Source organism: Geopseudomonas sagittaria, assembly GCF_900115715.1.
GTDB classification, from domain to species: Bacteria; Pseudomonadota; Gammaproteobacteria; order Pseudomonadales; family Pseudomonadaceae; genus Geopseudomonas; species Geopseudomonas sagittaria.
The window spans coordinates 102,760-121,044 of sequence record NZ_FOXM01000005.1 but is presented as its reverse complement, the minus strand read 5'-3'; the positions used below and the strand labels follow the sequence as shown (position 1 = coordinate 121,044).

Sequence of the window (18,285 nt, the reverse complement as noted above, 5' to 3'; positions counted from 1 at the left end):
GGCGGGAAAAATGCCGAAGTGGAGAAGCCTGTTTTACGTGAGACGCAACAATCGCCCCCTTTCGAGTGCAGCAAAGAAAAAAGCCCCGCCAGATCGCTCTGGCGGGGCTTTTTCGGTTCAGCTCACTGGACGCGAATCAGACCTTGCTGCGCTCGTAACGCTTGCGGTCGTTCTCGTTCAGGTACTTCTTGCGCAGGCGGATCGACTTCGGCGTCACTTCCACCAGCTCGTCGTCGGCGATGAATTCCAGCGCCTGCTCGAGGGTGAACTTGATCGGCGGCACCAGGGCGATGACCTCGTCCTTGCCGGAAGCGCGCATGTTGTCGAGCTTCTTGCCCTTGGTGGGGTTGATCACCAGGTCGTTGTCGCGGCTGTTGATGCCGGCCAGCTGGCCTTCGTAGATGTCCTGGCCCGGCTCGAGGAACAGCTTGCCGCGGGCCTGCAGGGTTTCCAGCGAGTAGGTCAGCGCGGTGCCGGTGGCCATCGAGACCAGCACGCCGTTCTGGCGGTTGGTGACTTCGCCGGCCTTGATCGGGCCGTAGTGGCTGAAGGTCGAGGTCAGGATGCCGGTGCCCGAGGTCAGGGTCAGGAAGTTGTTGCGGAAGCCGATCAGGCCGCGCGCCGGGATGGTGTACTCGAGACGTACACGGCCCTTGCCGTCCGGGATCATGTTGGTCAGATCGCCCTTGCGCAGGCCCATCTGTTCCATCACCGGACCCTGGTGCTGTTCCTCGATGTCGATGGTGACGTTCTCGTACGGTTCCTGCTTCTCGCCGGCCTCGTTCTCGATGATCACCACTTCCGGGCGGCCCACGGCCAGCTCGAAGCCTTCACGACGCATGGTCTCGATCAGCACCGACAGATGCAGCTCGCCACGGCCGGAAACCTTGAACTTCTCCGGGGAATCGCCCTGCTCGACGCGCAGCGCCACGTTGTGCAGCAGCTCCTTGTCCAGACGGTCCTTGATGTTGCGGCTGGTGACGAACTTGCCTTCCTTGCCGGCGAACGGCGAGTCGTTGACCTGGAAGGTCATGCTCACGGTCGGCTGGTCGACGGTCAGCGGCGGCAGCGCCTCGACGTTCTGCGGGTCGCACAGGGTGTCGGAGATGTACAGCTCGTCCATGCCCGATACGCAGACGATGTCGCCGGCGGTGGCTTCGGCCACCTCGACGCGCTGCAGGCCGGAGTGGCCCATGATCTTCAGGATGCGGCCGTTGCGCTTCTTGCCGTCGGCGCCGATGGCCACCACCGGGGTGTTGGTCTTCACGGTGCCGCGGGCGATACGGCCGATGCCGATCACGCCGAGGAAGCTGTTGTAGTCCAGCTGGGAGATCTGCATCTGGAACGGACCGGTGGTGTCGACCTTGGGGGCCGGCACGTGGTCGATGATCGCCTGGAACAGCGCGTCCATGTTGTCGTCCATCTTCTCGTGGTCCATGCCGGCGATGCCGTTCAGGGCACTGGCGTAGACGATCGGGAAGTCGAGCTGCTCGTCGGTGGCGCCGAGGTTGTCGAACAGGTCGAAGATCTGGTCGATGACCCAGTCCGGACGGGCGCCCGGACGGTCGATCTTGTTGACCACGACGATCGGACGCAGGCCGGCCTTGAACGCCTTCTGGGTCACGAAGCGGGTCTGCGGCATCGGGCCGTCCTGGGCGTCGACCACCAGCAGCACGGAGTCGACCATCGACATCACGCGCTCGACTTCACCGCCGAAGTCGGCGTGGCCGGGGGTGTCGACGATGTTGATGTTGTAGTCGCCCCACTTCAGCGCGGTGTTCTTGGCCAGGATGGTGATGCCGCGTTCCTTTTCCTGGTCGTTGGAGTCCATCACGCGCTCGTTTTCCAGTTCCTTGCGGTCCAGGGTGCCGGACAGGCGCAGGAGCTTGTCGACGAGGGTGGTCTTGCCATGGTCGACGTGGGCGATGATGGCGATATTGCGCAGATTTTCGATCACTTGTGGGTCTTCTCGATAGATAACGCTGGAATTCGGATGCCGGAGGGGATTCTCCCCGACTGCCGGCGACAACTTGATTAACGCGACAGCCGGCAGTCGGGAGGGCGGTGACGGATACTGCCGCCCAGCAGGCCCGGCTGTTTAGGCCGGACGATAAACGCGCACATTGGCATACCCCTCGTTGAGCAGGTGGTGGGCATGCAGGCGGCTCATTACACCCTTGTCGCAGTACAGCAGGTACTGGCGATTGGCATCCAGTTCCTTGAAACGGTTGTTGATCGCGTAGAACGGCAGGGCCTGCACCTCGATGCCGGGCAGCACCAGCGGGGCGTCCTCGGCGGCATCCGGGTGGCGGATGTCGAGGACGATCTGCCCCGACAGCGCCTCGCGCACCTCTTCGACCTGGATATCCTGGCCCAGTTCGTCGATCACCTTGTCGATGGTCACCTTGCGCACGCGCTCGAGGGCGCGCTCGAGGATGGCCATGTCGAAGTGCTTTTCCTCGTGCTCGACGCGCCCGCGCTTGGCGCGGGTGGTCGGGTTGACCGAGATCACCCCGCAGTACTCGGGCATGTTCTTGGCGAACTCGGCGGTGCCGATCGCCGTCGCGGTGTCGATGATGTCCTGCTTGTGGGCAGCGATCAGCGGACGCAGCACCAGGGTGTCGGTCACCGCGTCGATCACCGAGAGGTTGGGCAGGGTCTGGCTGGACACCTGGGAGATCGCCTCGCCGGTGACCAGCGCGTCGATGTGCAGCTCCTCGGCGAGCCGCGAGGCGGCGCGCAGCATCATGCGCTTGAGCACCACGCCCATGTGGCTGTTGTCGACCTTGTCGAGGATCTCGCCGACCACTTCCTCGAACGGCACGCTGATGAACAGCACGCGGTGCGAGCGGCCGAACTTCTCCCACAGGTAGTGGGCGACTTCCATCACCCCCAGCTCGTGGGCGCGCCCGCCGAGATTGAAGAAGCAGAAGTGGGTGAGCAGGCCGCGGCGCATCATCTGGTAGGAGGCCACGGTGGAGTCGAAGCCGCCGGACATCAGCACCAGGGTCTGCTCGATGGAGCCCAGCGGGTAGCCGCCCATGCCGTCGTGCTGGGCATGGATGATGTACAGGCGGTCGTAGCGCGCCTCGAAGCGCACCTCGACCTCGGGATGCTTGAGGTCGATGCCGGCGGCACCGCACTCGCGGCGCAGGCGGCTGCCGACGTAGGTCGCCAGCTCGACCGAGGAAAACGCGTGGGTGCCGGAGCGCTTGCAGCGCACGGCGAAGATCTTGCCGGCCAGCTGCGCACCAAAATGGGTCTTGCACTTGTCGAGGACGTCGTCGAAGTCGCCCAGCGGGTACTCGTGCACCTCGAGGAAGTGCGCGATGCCCGGCGTGCAGCGCAGGCGCTCGAGCATCTCGCCGAGCAGGTGCGGATCGCTGACCGCGGTCTGCAGCTCGATGTTGTCCCACTCACCGGCAACCTCCAGCGCGGGATCGAGGTCCCGGAGCACGGTGCGGATGTTCTTGCCGAGCTGGCGGATGAACTGCTTGCGCACCGGCCGGCTCTTGATGGTGATTTCCGCGAAGGGTTTGACGATGAGTTTCATGGGCGAACAGGCAAGGGCGACAGCTGGAAAAAAGACGGGCGCGGATTATAGCGGAAATTGCTCAAGCTTTGAGCAGAAATCCGCAAGGCGCCTTCTTGCACCAAAATGTTTCACTCCGATACTTGAAAGCACGACCTTGGTGCACGATCCTTGCCCAATTCGTTGCCGACGCACGGAAAAGCCGCATTTTCCGCGCCTCGCGCCTGCACGCGAGGAATGGCACGCAACTTGCTTTTGGAAACGGGTCAAATTTTCCGGCGGGCCTGATGCCCGAAGAAAAATCGAATAGCGGGCGCCCCATCGCCCACGTCTACACCCTGGAGGACAGCATGTCGAAGGCGCTTGAACTGATTCAACAACACGACGCGAAGTGGATTGACCTGCGCTTCACCGACCCGAAGGGCCGTCAGCACCACATCACCATGCCGGCACGCGACGCCGATGACGACTTCTTCGAAGTCGGCAAGATGTTCGACGGCTCCTCCATCGAAGGCTGGAAGGGCATCGAAGCCTCCGACATGATCCTGCTGCCGGACGACAGCACCGCCGTGATGGACCCGTTCACCGAAGAGCCGACCCTGATCCTGGTCTGCGACGTGATCGAGCCGTCCACCATGCAGGGCTACGAGCGCGACCCGCGCGCCATCGCCAAGCGCGCCGAGGAATACCTGAAGACCACCGGTATCGGTGACACCGTGTTCGCCGGTCCGGAGCCGGAGTTCTTCATCTTCGACGCCGTGAAGTTCAAGTCGGACATGTCCGGCTCGATGTTCAAGATCTTCTCCGAGCAGGCTGCCTGGAACAGCGACGCCGACGTCGACGGCCGCCAGGGCAACAACGGCCACCGCATCGCGGTGAAGGGCGGCTACCTGCCGACCCCGCCGAGCGACCCGGATCACGAGATCCGCACCGCCATGTGCAACGCCCTGGAAGAAATGGGCCAGATCGTCGAAGTGCACCACCACGAAGTGGCCGGTGGCCAGAACGAGATCGGTGTGAAGTTCAACACCCTGGTCGCCAAGGCCGACGAAGTGCAGACCCTGAAGTACTGCGTGCACAACGTCGCCGAAGCCTACGGCAAGACCGTGACCTTCATGCCGAAGCCGCTGTACGGCGACAACGGCTCGGGCATGCACGTGCACATGTCGATCGCCAAAGACGGCAAGAACACCTTCGCTGGCGAAGGCTATGCCGGCCTGTCCGACACCGCCCTGTACTTCATCGGCGGCATCATCAAGCACGGCAAGGCGCTGAACGCCCTGACCAACCCGGCGACCAACTCCTACAAGCGCCTGGTCCCGGGCTTCGAAGCCCCGGTGATGCTGGCCTACTCCGCCCGCAACCGTTCCGCTTCCATCCGCATCCCGTACGTGGCCAGCCCGAAGGGCCGCCGCATCGAGGCGCGCTTCCCGGATCCGGCGGCCAACCCGTACCTGGCCTTCGCCGCCCTGCTGATGGCCGGCCTGGACGGCATCCAGAACAAGATCCACCCCGGCGATGCCGCCGACAAGAACCTGTACGACCTGCCGCCGGAAGAAGCTGCCCACATCCCGCAGGTTTGCGGCAGCCTGAAGGAAGCCCTGGAAGCCCTGGAAGCCGACCACGAGTTCCTGCTCAAGGGCGGCGTGTTCACCAAGGACTTCCTCGACTCCTACGTCGAGCTGAAGGCCGCCGAGGAAATCAAGGTGCGCACCTTCGTGCACCCGCTGGAATACGATCTGTACTACAGCTGCTAAGCCAGTCGCCGGGACTGCATAGGCCCGGCCCTGCAGCGGCATTGTCACAAAGGCCTCCCTCGGGAGGCCTTTGTGCTTTGTGTGGTGGAAAAACCACCCGATTGCGCCCGGCCGCACAGCCCGCCGCACCGACACTTGCCAGGGTGCCGCGACAGTGCAACGCTTGCTCCATCATCGCTGCTTCCGGAAGGATTCGCCCATGCGCCCGATCTGCGCCTGCCTGCTGCTCGCCCTGGCCCTGCCGGCCAGCGCCGAGATCTATCGCTACACCGACGCACGCGGCAACCCGGTCTACACCAACCAGCCGCCGCAGGGCGTGGCCAGCGAGAGCGTCCGGCTGGGACCGACCAACACGGTCGCCGCACCGGCGGCCACGGGCAGTGGCGCGCCAAGCCAGGATGACGCCGGACCGGGCAACTACAGCCGCCTGGAGATCACCGGGGTGCCGGATGACGACGCCACCCTGCGTGCCAATGCCGGCAACTTCACCTTCGCGGTCAGCCTGGAGCCGAGCCTGCACGAGGGCGACCTGCTGCAAGTGCTGCTCGACGGCCAGCCGCTGAGCGCCCCGGGCACCCAAACCAGCTTCCAGCTCGGCCAGGTCGACCGCGGCACCCACAGCCTGCAGGCGGTGATCCTGCGCGACGGCGAGCCGCTGCAGAGCAGCGCCAGCGTGAGCTTCACCGTGCAGCGCGTGCACATCGGCAGTCCCGCCCTGCCCCGCCCGCAACCACGACCGGCCAACTGACCCCATGCACGTCCTGCTCTGCCTCCTCCTGCTGACCAGCCTGCCGGCCTTCGCCGGCGTGTACACCTACCTCGACGCCGACGGCAACCGGGTGTTCACCGACAAGCCGCGCAGCGCCAATGCCCAGCGCATCGAGCTGGCGCCGACCAACAGCGCCGACCTGCCGGCGCCGCCGCCCAGCGCGCCGCCGGCGCTGCCCACCGCCCTGCTGCCGGCCTACCAGCTGCTGCGCATCACCCTGCCGGAACCGGACGCCACCATCCGCGACAACAGCGGCGGCCTGATCGTCACCCTGGAGAGCGACCCCGGCCTGCTCGACGGCCACAGCTACCGTCTGCTGCTGGACGGCCAGGTGCACGGCGCGCCGGCACGCAGCCCGGTGTTCGCCCTCGACAACCTCGACCGCGGCAGCCACCAGCTGGCCGCCGAGATCGTCGACGCCGAGGGGCGCATCGTCGAGCGCACGCCGAGCCAGCCGTTCCACCTCAAGCGCACCACCCTGGCCGACAAGCGCCGGGTCAACCCCTGCCAGCGCGGCGACTACGGCGTGCGCCCGGAGTGCCCGCTGAGCGACAAGCCAGCCGAACCGCGACGCTTCCTCGGCGTGCCCCTGCCCTGAGCACGGCGCACCACATTGGTGCGCCAATATGCCCCACGACCTATACTGACTCACGCCGGGCATCCGCCCCGCGCCCGGCCGGGCGTCTTCCGGCGAGTTGCGGTACGCCCTGCCGGGCCCGCCACGAGTGGACGACAGGCCTTGCACGACGGGCCTTCGCGCGCCCCGCGAGGGCAGCCGGCGCACGCTGCGGCCATGCACAAAAAAGCGGCAGAGGCATGCCCACATCTGTACCGCCAGTCGCTGGCGCGTTTTTTGCAGAATCGGTGCACTCACAGGAGCGCATGCTTGCCATGGCCTACGACTCACTGCAGCGCCTGCTGCTCGACAACCTCACCACCGCCGTGCTGCTGCTCAATGCCGAACTGCGCCTGGAATACATGAACCCGGCGGCCGAGATGCTGCTGGGCGTCAGCGGCCAGCGCAGCCAGGGCCAGTTCATCAGCGAGCTGTGCAACGAGAGCCCGGACGGCCTGCCGGCCCTGCGCCAGGCGGTGGCCAGCGGCAATCCGTTCACCAAGCGCGAGGCCCAGCTGATCACCGCCAGCGGCCAGCAGCTGGCGGTGGACTACGCCGCCACGCCGATTCCCGGCCTGAGCAGCTTCCTGCTGCTGCTCGAGCTGCATCCGCGCGACCGCCTGCTGCGCATCACCAAGGAGGAAGCCCAGCTGGCCAAGCAGGAAACCACCCGCCTGCTGGTGCGCGGCCTGGCCCACGAGATCAAGAACCCGCTGGGCGGCATCCGTGGCGCCGCGCAGCTGCTGGCCCGCGAGCTGCCCAACGAGGGCCTCAAGGATTACACCAACGTGATCATCGAGGAGGCCGACCGCCTGCGTAACCTGGTCGACCGCATGCTCGGCTCCAACAAGCTGCCGCAGCTGACGCCGACCAACATCCACGAGGTGCTCGAGCGGGTGTGCAGCCTGGTCGAGGCGGAGACCCAGGGCAAGCTGGCCCTGGAGCGCGACTACGACCCGAGCATTCCCGAGCTGCTCGCCGATCGCGAGCAGCTGATCCAGGCGCTGCTCAACATCGTGCGCAACGCCATGCAGGCGATCATCGAGCAGAAGCAGCCGCATCCGCCCGGGCGCATCCTGCTGCGCACCCGCACCCTGCGCCAGTTCACCATCGGCCACCAGCGCCACCGCCTGGTGTGCCGCATCGAGGTGATCGACAACGGCCCGGGCATCGACCCGGCGCTGCAGGACACCCTCTTCTATCCCATGGTCAGTGGCCGCGCCGACGGTACCGGCCTGGGCCTGGCCATCGCGCAGAACATCCTCAACCAGCATCAGGGGCTGATCGAGTGCGAGAGCCAGCCCGGACGCACGGTCTTCTCGCTGTTTCTGCCGCTTGAACAAGGAGCATCAACCCCATGAACCGACCGGAAACCGTCTGGATCGTCGACGATGACCGCTCGATCCGCTGGGTCCTCGAGAAGGCCCTGCAACAGGCCGGCCTGCCCAGCCAGAGCTTCGACAGCGCCGACGGCGTGCTCAACCGCCTGAGCCTCGAACAGCCCAGCGTGATCCTCTCCGACATCCGCATGCCGGGCGCCAGCGGTCTCGACCTGCTGGCGCGCATCCGCGAGCTGTACCCGCGCCTGCCGGTGATCATCATGACCGCGCACTCCGACCTGGAGAGCGCAGTGGCCTCCTACCAGGGCGGCGCCTTCGAATACCTGCCCAAGCCGTTCGACGTCGACGAGGCGGTCTCGCTGGTCAAACGCGCCACCCTGCACGCCCGCGAGCAGCAGGCGCTGGCCACCCCCGAGGAGCAGACCGCCACGCCGGAGATCATCGGCGAGGCGGCGGCGATGCAGGAGGTGTTCCGCGCCATCGGCCGCCTGTCGCACTCCAACATCACCGTGCTGATCAACGGCGAATCCGGCACCGGCAAGGAGCTGGTGGCGCACGCCCTGCACCGCCACAGCCCGCGCGCCAACGCGCCGTTCATCGCCCTGAACATGGCGGCGATCCCCAAGGACCTGATGGAGTCCGAGCTGTTCGGCCACGAGAAGGGCGCCTTCACCGGCGCCGCCGCGCTGCGTCGCGGCCGTTTCGAGCAGGCCGACGGCGGCACCCTGTTCCTCGACGAGATCGGCGACATGCCGGCCGACACCCAGACCCGCCTGCTGCGCGTGCTGGCCGACGGCGAGTTCTACCGGGTCGGCGGCCACACCCCGGTCAAGGTCAACGTGCGGATCATCGCCGCCACCCACCAGAACCTGGAAACCCTGGTGCGCGCCGGCAAGTTCCGCGAGGACCTGTTCCACCGCCTCAACGTGATCCGCATCCACATCCCGCGCCTGGCCGACCGCCGCGAGGACATCCCGGCGCTGGCCCGGCACTTCCTCGCCCGCGCCGCCCAGGAACTGGCCGTGGAGCCCAAGCTGCTCAAGCCGCAGACCGAGGAGTACCTGCAGAACCTGCCGTGGCCGGGCAACGTGCGCCAGCTGGAGAACACCTGCCGCTGGATCACGGTGATGGCCTCCGGACGCGAGGTGCACATCGACGATCTGCCGCCGGAGCTGCTGCAGCAGCCGCAGGAAGCGCAGAGCGGCGGCAGCTGGGAGCAGGGCCTGCGCCTGTGGGCCGAGCAGGCCCTGACCCGCGGGCAGAGCGACCTGCTCGGCAGCGCCCTGCCGGTGTTCGAGCGGGTGATGATCGAGAGCGCGCTCAAGCACACCGCCGGCCGCCGCCGCGACGCCGCGCAGCTGCTTGGCTGGGGCCGCAACACCCTGACCCGCAAGATCAAGGAACTGGACATGGCGGTGGAAGGCAGCGACGAAGACGAAAGCCTGTAAGCCCTGCCGCGCAGATAAACAGCAGGCAAAAAAAAGCCCCGGCAGGCACAAGGCCAGCCGGGGCAAGGATTGGCGGGACATCAGCCGGGGCTACCGAGCCTGATTCCTTCGCCTACGGGTCGCACCCCCGATTCGTTCAGCGCCCGGCCTGCTCCTGCAGGTCGTCGCGCACTTGTTCACGCAGCACCCGGCGCCGGGCCAGCAACCACACACAGAACAGCAGCAGCACGCCGCCCTCGATAGCCAGGGTCAGCGGCGCGCCGATGCGCGCGGCGAGCAGGCCGGCGAGCAGCCCGCCGATGGCGTCGAAGCCGAAGCGGGTCGAGGTGAAGAACGACACCACGCGGCCGCGCAGGTGCTCCGGCGCCAGGCTCTGCAGCAGCATGTTGATGCCGACGTTGCCGACCGAGATGGCGAAGCCGAGCACCGCCATGGCCAGCAGCGCCCACGCCACCGCCGTGCTGGCGGCGAAGGCCAGCAGCGCCGCGCCGCTCAGCAGCGCGCCGAGCAGGACGATGCGCACCAGCCCGGGCAGCGCCTGGCGGGTGGCGAGAAACAGGGTGGAAAGGAATGCGCCGCAACCGGCGGCGCCCCACAGCCAGCCGAGGGTCTGCGCATCGCCGCCGAAGATGTCGCGGGCGAACACCGGCAGCAGCACCGCGTAGCTGGAGGCGGTCAGGTTGACCATCGCCAGGGCGAGGATCAGCAGGCGGATCGGGTAGTTGTGCCAGACGTAGTCCAGCCCCTCGCGGAACACCGTGCCCATCGAGCCCTTGGCCCTGGCCGGCGCCTCGACGCGGATCAGCAGCAGGCCGATCAGCAGGGCGAGGAACGACAGGCCGTTGAGCGCGAAGCACATCGCCTCGCTGGTCAGCGCCAGCAACAGGCCGGCCAGCGGCGGACCGATGAAGCGCCCGGCGTTGAACAGCATGGCGTTGAGCGCCAGGGCATTGGGCAGGTCGTCGCGGCTGCCGACGAAGCTGCCGATCAGCGACTGGCGCAGCGGCGTGTCGAAGGCGTTGAGCACGCCGAGCAGCAGCGACATGCCGACGATCAGCGCCGGACCGATCCACTCCAGCGCGGTCAGCGCGGCCAGGGCCAGCGCCTGCAGGGCGAGGATGCCCTGCACGACGATCAGCAGGCGGCGCTTGTCATGACGGTCGGTCCAGGCGCCGGCCAGCGGGCCGACGATCAGCTGCGGCAGCAGGGCGGCGAAGGTGGTCACGCCGAGCAGCGCCACCGAGCCGGTGAGGCGATAGATCAGCCAGGACAGCGCGACCTGCTGGATCCAGCTACCGAGGATCGACACCGCCTGCCCGGCGAAATACAGCCGGAAGTTGGCGAACTGCAGCGCGCGGACGGCGGCGGGCCACTGGCGATCGGCGGAAGGATTCACGGCGCCTCCTGTGGCGGGCGGGCCACGTCTGGCTGCATCGGGGAAATTGGAACGTCGCCGCCCGGGTGGTTTCGAGTGGTCGAAAGCGCCGGGCGGCGGCAGATATTTAACATCTTAACGTTTCCGCGGAACTGCCGCCAGTCCGAGCGATGGGCCAAGCCTACCTTGTCGGCCACCGGCGGCGCGGACGGCTGACCACCCTTGTTTCGGAGCGCCCCTCCCCGGCACCAACACACAGGACCCGGCACTGCCACGAGGCGCATTCAGGCGCCCCGGCGATTACACTTGCCTGCATCCCGGATCACGTTGTCGAACACGAGTGGATACATGACCGCATCCCCCAGCGCCTGGCTGCCCTCCGCGGCCCTCCTGAGCCTTCTCGACACCCTCGGCGAAGACGACTTCCTCGATCGCTTCCTCGACTGGATCAACGCAGCGCTGGGCGCGGACCAGTGCATGCTGTTCTTCTGCGCCGCCGACAAGACCGTCTCCACCCTGCTCTACAAGGACTTCGCCAAGGACGAATCCGCCCGCGCCCTGGCCCACTCCTACATCAGCGAGCGCCGCTACATGCAGGACCCCAACTTCGCCCTGCTCAAGCAATGCGCGCCGGGGCAGCTGCATGTCCTGCACCTGGACCACCTCGGCACGGAAATGGGCCCCAACTATCGCCGGCGCTTCTTCGACGAACCCGGCTTCCGGGACAAGCTGTCGATCATCCGCGGCCATGCCTCGGGCAGCTACTACCTCAATCTGTACCGGCGCGCCGGCAGCTTCGGTGAGGTGTTCGCGCACGCGGACGACGAATCCAGCGCCGCCCGCCTGCTCAGCAGCCTGATCGTCAAGCACTACCAGATCAACCAGAAGATGCTCGCCCAGGGACCGCTGGCCTTCCTGTCGCACCGCGAGCAGCAGGTCTGCCAGGCGGTGCTGCAGGGCAAGAAGAACGAACTGATCGCCGACGAACTCGGCGTCACCCTCAACAGCGTGGTCACCTACCGCAAGCGCGCCTACGAAAAGCTGGGCATCTCCAGCCGCGCGCAGCTGTTCGCCCTGTGCCAATAGCGGCCTGGTTGGTCCTGTTGGTCGATTGCGGCGCCCGGCGAGCTGTCCCCATTTTCAGGTGACAGGCCGCCGCGCTCGATTCCCTTAACCTCGGCTCCTCAGCAGTAGTAGCACCGACTACAAGAATCGAGAGAGAGCCTGCGTAATGAAACCCGAAAGCCACATCCAGCAATCCGGTCGTCCGTTCAATGGCGAGGAGTTCCTCGCCAGTTTGCGCGACGGCCGCGAGGTCTACTATGCCGGCGAGCGCGTCGAGGACGTGACCACCCACCCGGCGTTCCGCAACTCGGCACAGACCGTGGCCTCTCTCTATGACGCCCTGCATGCCCCGGAGACCAAGGACAAGCTGTGCTGGGCGACCGACACCGGCAACGGCGGCTACACCCACAAGTTCTTCCGCTACGCCCGCTCGCCGCAGGAACTGCTGGAGCAGCGCGACGCCATCGCCGAGTGGGCGCGCATGAGCTACGGCTGGATGGGCCGCACCGCCGACTACAAGGCCGCCTTCGGTGACGTGCTGGGCGCCAACCCCGAGTTCTACGGCAAGTTCGAGGGCAACGCGAAGACCTGGTACAAGCGCATCCAGGAAAACTGCCTGTACCTCAACCACGCCATCGTCAACCCGCCGATCGACCGCAACAAGCCGAGCGACGAGGTCAAGGACATCTACGTCCACGTCACCCGCGAAACCGACGCAGGCATCTACGTCAACGGCGCCAAGGTGGTGGCCACCAACTCCGCGCTGACCCACTACAACTTCATCGGCCAGACCGCCGTGCAGGACATCGGCGACGATCCCGACTTCGCCCTGCTGTTCATCACCCCGATGAACGCCAAGGGGGTCAAGCTGATCTCCCGCGTGTCCTACGAGAAGAACGCCAGCGACACCGCCTCGCCGTTCGACTACCCGCTGTCCTCGCGCTTCGACGAGAACGACGCGATCCTGATCCTGGAAAACGTGTTCATCCCGTGGGAAGACGTGCTGATCTACAAGGACAAGCAGAAGCTGATGCAGTGGGGCTTCGAGGCCGGCTTCGGCCGCCTGTACCCGCTGCAGGCCTGCACCCGCTTCGCCGTCAAGCTGGACTTCCTCGCCGGCCTGCTCGAGCAGGCACTGGAGTGCACCGGCGCGGTCGAGTTCCGCGGCGTGGCCGCCGAGCTGGGTGAAGTGGTCGCCTGGCGCAACCTGTTCTGGTCGATCACCGAGCACATGTGCCTGGCCGCCACCGAGTGGAAGCACGGCGCCTACCTGCCGCCGGTGGAGTCGGCGTTCAACTACCGCGCCTTCGCGCCGATGGCCTATGACAAGATCTTCCACATCGTCAAGACCACCGCGGCCAGCGGCCTGATCTACCTGCCGGGCAGCAACGTCGACCTGCAGAACCCGGCGCTGAACGCCGCCCTGGCCCGCTACTGCCGCGGCTCGGGCGACATCAAGCACACCGATCGGATCAAGATCATGAAGCTGCTGTGGGACGCCATCGGCACCGAGTTCGGCGGCCGTCACCACCTGTACGAGCTGAACTACGCCGGCACCGCCGACGCCATCCGCATCCAGTGCCTGGGCAGCGCCCGCGCCACCGGCGAGATGGCCAAGATGCGCGCCCTGTCGCAGAAGTGCATGAGCGAGTACGACGTCGACGGCTGGACCATCCCCGGCCTCAAGTAATCGCCCTGTCGCCACCCAAGAAGCCGGACCTGGTCCGGCTTCTTGCCGTCTGGCGAACGGCAATGGCTGCTCGAGAGACGCGCAGGCGCCTTGCGGGAAGTACCACCTTGATGCGCCGGGCGAACGGCGGGCAGCCGCAGACCGCCAGTCCCGACCCGGCATGCCCGGGATCCCAGGCGAGCGGCCCCGATGAAAAGTACAAGGCAAAGTGCGGAAAAGGTATTCTGCAACTTGATTTCGATGTTCATGATTCAGCCATCGTCATCTGCCGTACACTGCGGCAGCCACGCATTCGACAGCATCCGCCAGCGATGCCGCCGGCCGCGGGATCCGTCCCCGGCCTCACACCTTGCGCCAGGAGTTCCAAACATGTCCCAGCAGCTCGATCCCAAGCAGCTCGCCTTCCGTAACGCCATGGCGCACATGAGCGCGGCGGTGAACATCATCACCAGCGACGGCGACGCCGGTCGTTGCGGCATCACCGCCACCGCCGTGTGCTCGGTGACCGATACCCCGCCGACCGTGATGGTCTGCGTCAACCGCAACAGCGCGATGAATGCGGTGTTCAAGAGCAACGGCCGCCTGTGCGTCAACGTGCTGTCCGGCGCCCAGGAAGAAGCCGCCAAGCACTTCGCCGGGATGACCGGCGTGGCCATGGACGAGCGCTTCGCCCTCGACCCCTGGACCACCGGCAGCGAAGGCCTGCCGGTACTCGAGGGCGCGCTGGCCAACCTGCAGGGGCGGATCGTCGAGACCCAGGAAATCGGCACCCACTCGGTACTGCTGGTGGAGCTGGACGACATCCACGTGCGTGACGAGGGCGACAGCCTGGTGTACTTCAGCCGCGCATTCCGCCGCGTCGAGCGCGCCGCCTGAGGCACGCGCCGCTCGGGGCGCGTCCACCCGACGGGAGCAGGCTTGCCCTCCCCCTCGCTCAGCGTGCTAGAGTGGCCACCATGAACCTGTTAATGATTTCCCGCACCCGCTATTACGCCTACCGCACCTCACCGAGGCGGTAGGCGCGTGTGCGCCACCCGATCCGCCTGAGGCGGACCGGGTCGTCAGCTCAGTCTCCCCAGGCGTTTCGCCATCCCCCAAGGAGACTGCAATGCCCCATCGCGATGCCGACCTGCTGGCCCTGCTCGAAGATCGCGGCTTCGTCCACCAGAGCACCGACGCCGACGGCCTGCGCGCCGCCCTGGCCGCCGGCCCGCTGACCGCCTACCTCGGCTTCGACGCCACCGCCGACAGCCTGCACGTCGGCCACCTGCAGGGCCTGATGCTGATGCGCTGGCTGCAGCAGGCCGGGCACCGGCCGCTGCTCTTGATCGGCGGCGCCACCACGCGTATCGGCGACCCGAGCTTTCGCGACAGCAGCCGGCCGCTGCTCGACGAGGCGACCATCACCGCCAACATCGCCGGCATCGAGAGCGCCTTCCGCCGCTACCTGCAGCTGGGCGACGGCGCGCAGGACGCCGCCGTGGTGAACAACGCCGACTGGCTGGATGGCCTCGGCTACCTCGACTTTCTCAACCTGGTCGGCCGTCATTTCAGCGTCAACCGCCTGCTCACCTACGACGCCATCCGCAGCCGCCTGGAGCATTCGCTGTCGTTCCTCGAGTTCGGCTACACCCTGCTGCAGGCCTACGACTTCACCGAGCTGGCGCGCCGCCACGGCTGCACCCTGCAGGTCGGCGGCGCCGACCAGTGGGCCAACATCATCAACGGCGTGGAACTGTCGCGCCGCCAAGGCGGCGCCCAGCTGTACGGCCTGACCATGCCCCTGCTGGCCACCAGCGACGGCCGCAAGATGGGCAAGTCGGCGCAGGGCGCGGTGTGGCTGAACGCCGAGCGCCTGGCGCCGTTCGACTTCTGGCAGTTCTGGCGCAACTGCGACGACCGCGACGTCGGCCGCTTCCTCGCCCTGTTCAGCGAACTGCCGATGGACGAGGTGCGCCGCCTCGGCGCCCTGCAGGGCGCCGAACTCAACGAGGCGAAGGTCGTGCTGGCCAACGAGGCCACCCGCCTGGCGCATGGCGACGCGGCGGCGCAGGCAGCGGCGAACGCCGCGCGCGGAGTGTTCGACGGCGCCAGCGCCGCCGAGGGCCTGCCGACCCTGCCGATCAGCCGCGCGCGCCTGGCCGCCGGGCTCAGCCTCGCCGAACTGGCGGTGGAAGCCGGTCTGGCCACCTCGCGCAGCGCCGCGCGCCGCCTGGCCAGCGGCGGCGGCCTGCGCCTGGACGGCGTGACGGTGAATGACGCCGACCAGCCTCTGGCCGGCGAGGGCAACGAGTGGCGGCTGTCGGCCGGGCGCAAGCAGCACGTGCGCATCGCTGTGGGCGAGTAGCTCGGGCGCCCCTGCCCCGCGCAGGGGGCGCTTGGCGCAGCGTCAGACAGCGACGGTCATTGCTGCGCCCCTCCCACGAAGCCTTCCAGCTCGCCGGCCGCCACGTCGAAGCGCTGCGCGGCCGCGTGCGCCAGCGCGCCGGCCTGCACACGTTCCTGCTCGATCATGTAGCGCAGGAAGGCGGCGTCCCCGGCATCCGCGGGCGGCGCGACCGCGCGCAGCCCGGCCAGGTACTTCTGCGTGCCAGCGGCCAGCATGGTGAGGAAACGTGCGGGGAACAGCCTGGCGAAGAGGATCGAGCCGCGCGCCTTGAAGGCGATCCACCAGCCGCCGCCGACCAAGCCATGGCGGGCGGCCACCGGCTGGTAACGCGGCGCGTTGTGCTGCTCGAGGGCCACGTAGGCCGCCCAGAAGCGCCCCTGCGGCGTGCCTTGGTGATGCTCGGCCAAGGCGCTGACCACCTGGCCTGCCAGGGCGCGGTTGTCGAGTTCCTTGCGCAACGCTTCGCGATAGGCGTCGTCGCCCTCCGGCTGTGCCTGGCTGCTCAGGCTGGCTAGGACCAGGCTCAGTACTCCGAACAAGGTGGGGATCTTTTTCACGCGTGCTCCTCTCTGCGCCGCGTCGGGACGCAGGCATAAAAAAGCCCGCAACACCGCTGCCGGGGTGTTGCGGGCAACTCTCGCTCAAGTCACGAGAACCTCAAACGACCCACCCTCCATGGTGACAGGAGCACCGTGCCGCCACGGGCTGCCAGGCTCGAAAACATGGCGTCACCGTACCCCGTCTACCGCTCCCAGTTCCTTGCGCGGGGCCAGAACCCCACGCGCCAGTTCGCCTCAATAGGCGATGCACACCGACTTCAGCTCGGTGAACGCCTCCACCGCGCCGCGGCCGAACTCGCGGCCGACGCCCGACTGCTTGTGACCGCCGAACGGCAGGTTGGGGTCCAGCGGCACATGGGTGTTGACCCACACGGTGCCGGCCTCGATCTGCGGAATCAGGTTCATCGCCTGAGTCAGGTCGTTGGTCCACAGGCTGGCGGCCAGGCCGTACTGGCTGTCGTTGACCAGCGCCAGCGCCTCGTCGACGCTGTCGTAGGCCAGCACCGACAGCACCGGGCCGAAGATCTCCTCGCGCGCCGCGGCCATGCTCTGCTCGACCCCGGCCAGCACCGTCGGCTGCACGAAGAAGCCCGGCAGTTCCGGCGCCGCGCCGCCGGTGACCACCTGCGCGCCCTGGGCGCGGGCCTTGTCGAGATGGCCGAGCACGCTGCTCTGCTGGCGACGCGACACCAGCGGGTTGATCTGCGCATTGGGGTCCATGCCGGCACCGATGCTCATGCCCTTGACGCCGGCAGCCAGCGCCTCGACGAATTCGCTGTAGCGCGAGCGCTGCACGTAGATGCGCGAGGCCGCGGCGCACACCTGCCCCTGGTTGAGCAGGCCGCCCATCAGCGCGCCGCCCACCGCCTTGCCCAGGTCGGCATCCGGCAGCACCAGCATCGGGTTCTTGCCGCCCAGTTCGAGGGAGAAGCGCGTCATGTTCTGCAGCGCCGCGGTGCCGATCAGCTTGCCCACCGGGGTGGAGCCGGTGAAGGTCACCTTGGCGACCCGCGGATCGGCCACCAACGCCGCGCCGGCACTGGCGCCGCGGCCGACCAGCACGTTGAGCACGCCCGGCGGAATGCCCGCCTCGATGGCCAGCTCGGCCAGGCGCAGGGCGGTCAGCGGCGTCTCGTCGGCCGGCTTGATGACGATGGTGCAGCCGGCGGCCAGCGCCGGGATGATCTTCCAGATGGCGATCATCAGCGGGAAGTTCCACGGCACGATGCCGGCCACCACGCCCACCGGCTCGCGGCGGGTGTAGGCGTTGTAGCGGGTGCCGGGCGGGATCGGGATCGACACGTCGAGGGTCTGCCCCTCGAGCTTGGTGGCCCAGCCGGCCATGTAGCGCATGTACTCGACCGAGGCGCCGACCTCGATGGCGCGGGCGATGTGGATCGACTTGCCCTGGTTGAGGGTTTCCAGCTGGGCCAGTTCCTCGCCGTGGGCCTCCACCACCTCGGCGAAGCGCAGCAGGATGCGCTCGCGGTCGGCCGGACGCAGGCCGCTCCACACGCCGCCACGGAAGGCGCGCTGGGCCGAAACCACCGCCTGCTCGACCTGTTCCGCGCCGCCCATCACCAGCTGCGCCAGCGGCGCGCCGCTGGCCGGGTTGAACACATCGATGATCTCCCCGGCATGCTCGGCGATCGGGCGGCCGTCGATGAAGGAGGTGTGCCGGCGATTGAGGAAGGCCGTCACCTGGGCGAGCGGTTCGAGGGGGGCGGTGGACATGGCAGTAACT

General features: G+C 67.5%; 14 protein-coding genes. 9 read left to right on the top strand and 5 right to left on the bottom strand.

What is annotated here, in order from left to right:
* Window positions 1–136 precede the first annotated feature (136 nt).
* Entirely contained in the window at window positions 137–1,957 is a 1,821-nt protein-coding gene (typA, locus tag BM297_RS08115; RefSeq protein WP_092430074.1) for a translational GTPase TypA, read from the bottom strand.
* 141 nt (window positions 1,958–2,098) lie between these two features.
* A complete protein-coding gene (gene thiI, locus BM297_RS08110) occupies window positions 2,099–3,553 on the bottom strand; it encodes a tRNA uracil 4-sulfurtransferase ThiI (protein WP_092430072.1) in 1,455 nt (484 codons plus the stop codon).
* A gap of 329 nt (window positions 3,554–3,882) precedes the next feature.
* Here thiI and glnA point away from each other — a divergent pair, with 329 nt between their 5' ends.
* The 5 genes from glnA (at window position 3,883) to ntrC (ending at window position 9,462) form a co-directional block, all read left to right on the top strand.
* Window positions 3,883–5,289, top strand: coding sequence for a type I glutamate--ammonia ligase (gene glnA, locus BM297_RS08105; RefSeq protein ID WP_092430070.1), 1,407 nt, complete (start codon window positions 3,883–3,885; stop codon window positions 5,287–5,289).
* Between the two features lie 199 nt (window positions 5,290–5,488).
* Window positions 5,489–6,037 carry a DUF4124 domain-containing protein gene (locus tag BM297_RS08100; RefSeq protein WP_092430068.1) on the top strand — a complete coding sequence of 183 codons (549 nt, stop codon included), beginning with the start codon at window positions 5,489–5,491 and terminating at the stop codon, window positions 6,035–6,037.
* Between the two features lie 4 nt (window positions 6,038–6,041).
* Window positions 6,042–6,656 (top strand): DUF4124 domain-containing protein, encoded by a 615-nt coding sequence (locus BM297_RS08095; RefSeq protein WP_092430066.1) that lies wholly within the window; start codon window positions 6,042–6,044, stop codon window positions 6,654–6,656.
* 293 nt (window positions 6,657–6,949) lie between these two features.
* On the top strand, window positions 6,950–8,035 hold the full coding sequence (glnL, locus tag BM297_RS08090; RefSeq protein WP_092430065.1) for a nitrogen regulation protein NR(II): 1,086 nt from the start codon (window positions 6,950–6,952) through the stop codon (window positions 8,033–8,035).
* Window positions 8,032–9,462: a nitrogen regulation protein NR(I) gene (ntrC, locus tag BM297_RS08085; protein ID WP_092430063.1), complete on the top strand. Its 1,431-nt coding sequence runs from the start codon at window positions 8,032–8,034 to the stop codon at window positions 9,460–9,462. Before glnL ends, ntrC begins: the two co-directional genes overlap by 4 nt.
* A gap of 136 nt (window positions 9,463–9,598) precedes the next feature.
* On the opposite strand, the gene BM297_RS08080 is transcribed toward ntrC, so the two are convergent.
* The gene (locus BM297_RS08080) at window positions 9,599–10,858 is read right to left on the bottom strand and encodes an MFS transporter (RefSeq protein WP_217648248.1); all 1,260 of its coding nucleotides are present in this window, start codon (window positions 10,856–10,858) and stop codon (window positions 9,599–9,601) included.
* Between the two features lie 327 nt (window positions 10,859–11,185).
* Between BM297_RS08080 and BM297_RS08075 the strand changes: the two genes are divergently transcribed.
* The 4 genes from BM297_RS08075 to tyrS all read left to right on the top strand — a co-directional run bounded on the left by BM297_RS08075 (window position 11,186) and on the right by tyrS (window position 15,939).
* Entirely contained in the window at window positions 11,186–11,923 is a 738-nt protein-coding gene (locus BM297_RS08075; protein WP_092430061.1) for a helix-turn-helix transcriptional regulator, read from the top strand.
* A gap of 145 nt (window positions 11,924–12,068) precedes the next feature.
* On the top strand, window positions 12,069–13,592 hold the full coding sequence (locus BM297_RS08070; RefSeq protein WP_092430059.1) for a 4-hydroxyphenylacetate 3-hydroxylase N-terminal domain-containing protein: 1,524 nt from the start codon (window positions 12,069–12,071) through the stop codon (window positions 13,590–13,592).
* Between the two features lie 369 nt (window positions 13,593–13,961).
* Window positions 13,962–14,468, top strand: a complete 507-nt coding sequence (hpaC, locus tag BM297_RS08065; protein ID WP_092430057.1) for a 4-hydroxyphenylacetate 3-monooxygenase, reductase component — start codon at window positions 13,962–13,964, stop codon at window positions 14,466–14,468.
* 232 nt (window positions 14,469–14,700) lie between these two features.
* The gene (gene tyrS / locus BM297_RS08060) at window positions 14,701–15,939 is read left to right on the top strand and encodes a tyrosine--tRNA ligase (RefSeq protein WP_092430055.1); all 1,239 of its coding nucleotides are present in this window, start codon (window positions 14,701–14,703) and stop codon (window positions 15,937–15,939) included.
* A gap of 56 nt (window positions 15,940–15,995) precedes the next feature.
* On the opposite strand, the gene BM297_RS08055 is transcribed toward tyrS, so the two are convergent.
* Both BM297_RS08055 and BM297_RS08050 read right to left on the bottom strand, forming a co-directional pair.
* A complete protein-coding gene (locus BM297_RS08055) occupies window positions 15,996–16,538 on the bottom strand; it encodes a hypothetical protein (RefSeq protein WP_092430053.1) in 543 nt (180 codons plus the stop codon).
* 237 nt (window positions 16,539–16,775) lie between these two features.
* Entirely contained in the window at window positions 16,776–18,275 is a 1,500-nt protein-coding gene (locus tag BM297_RS08050; protein WP_092430051.1) for an aldehyde dehydrogenase family protein, read from the bottom strand.
* Window positions 18,276–18,285 lie beyond the last annotated feature (10 nt).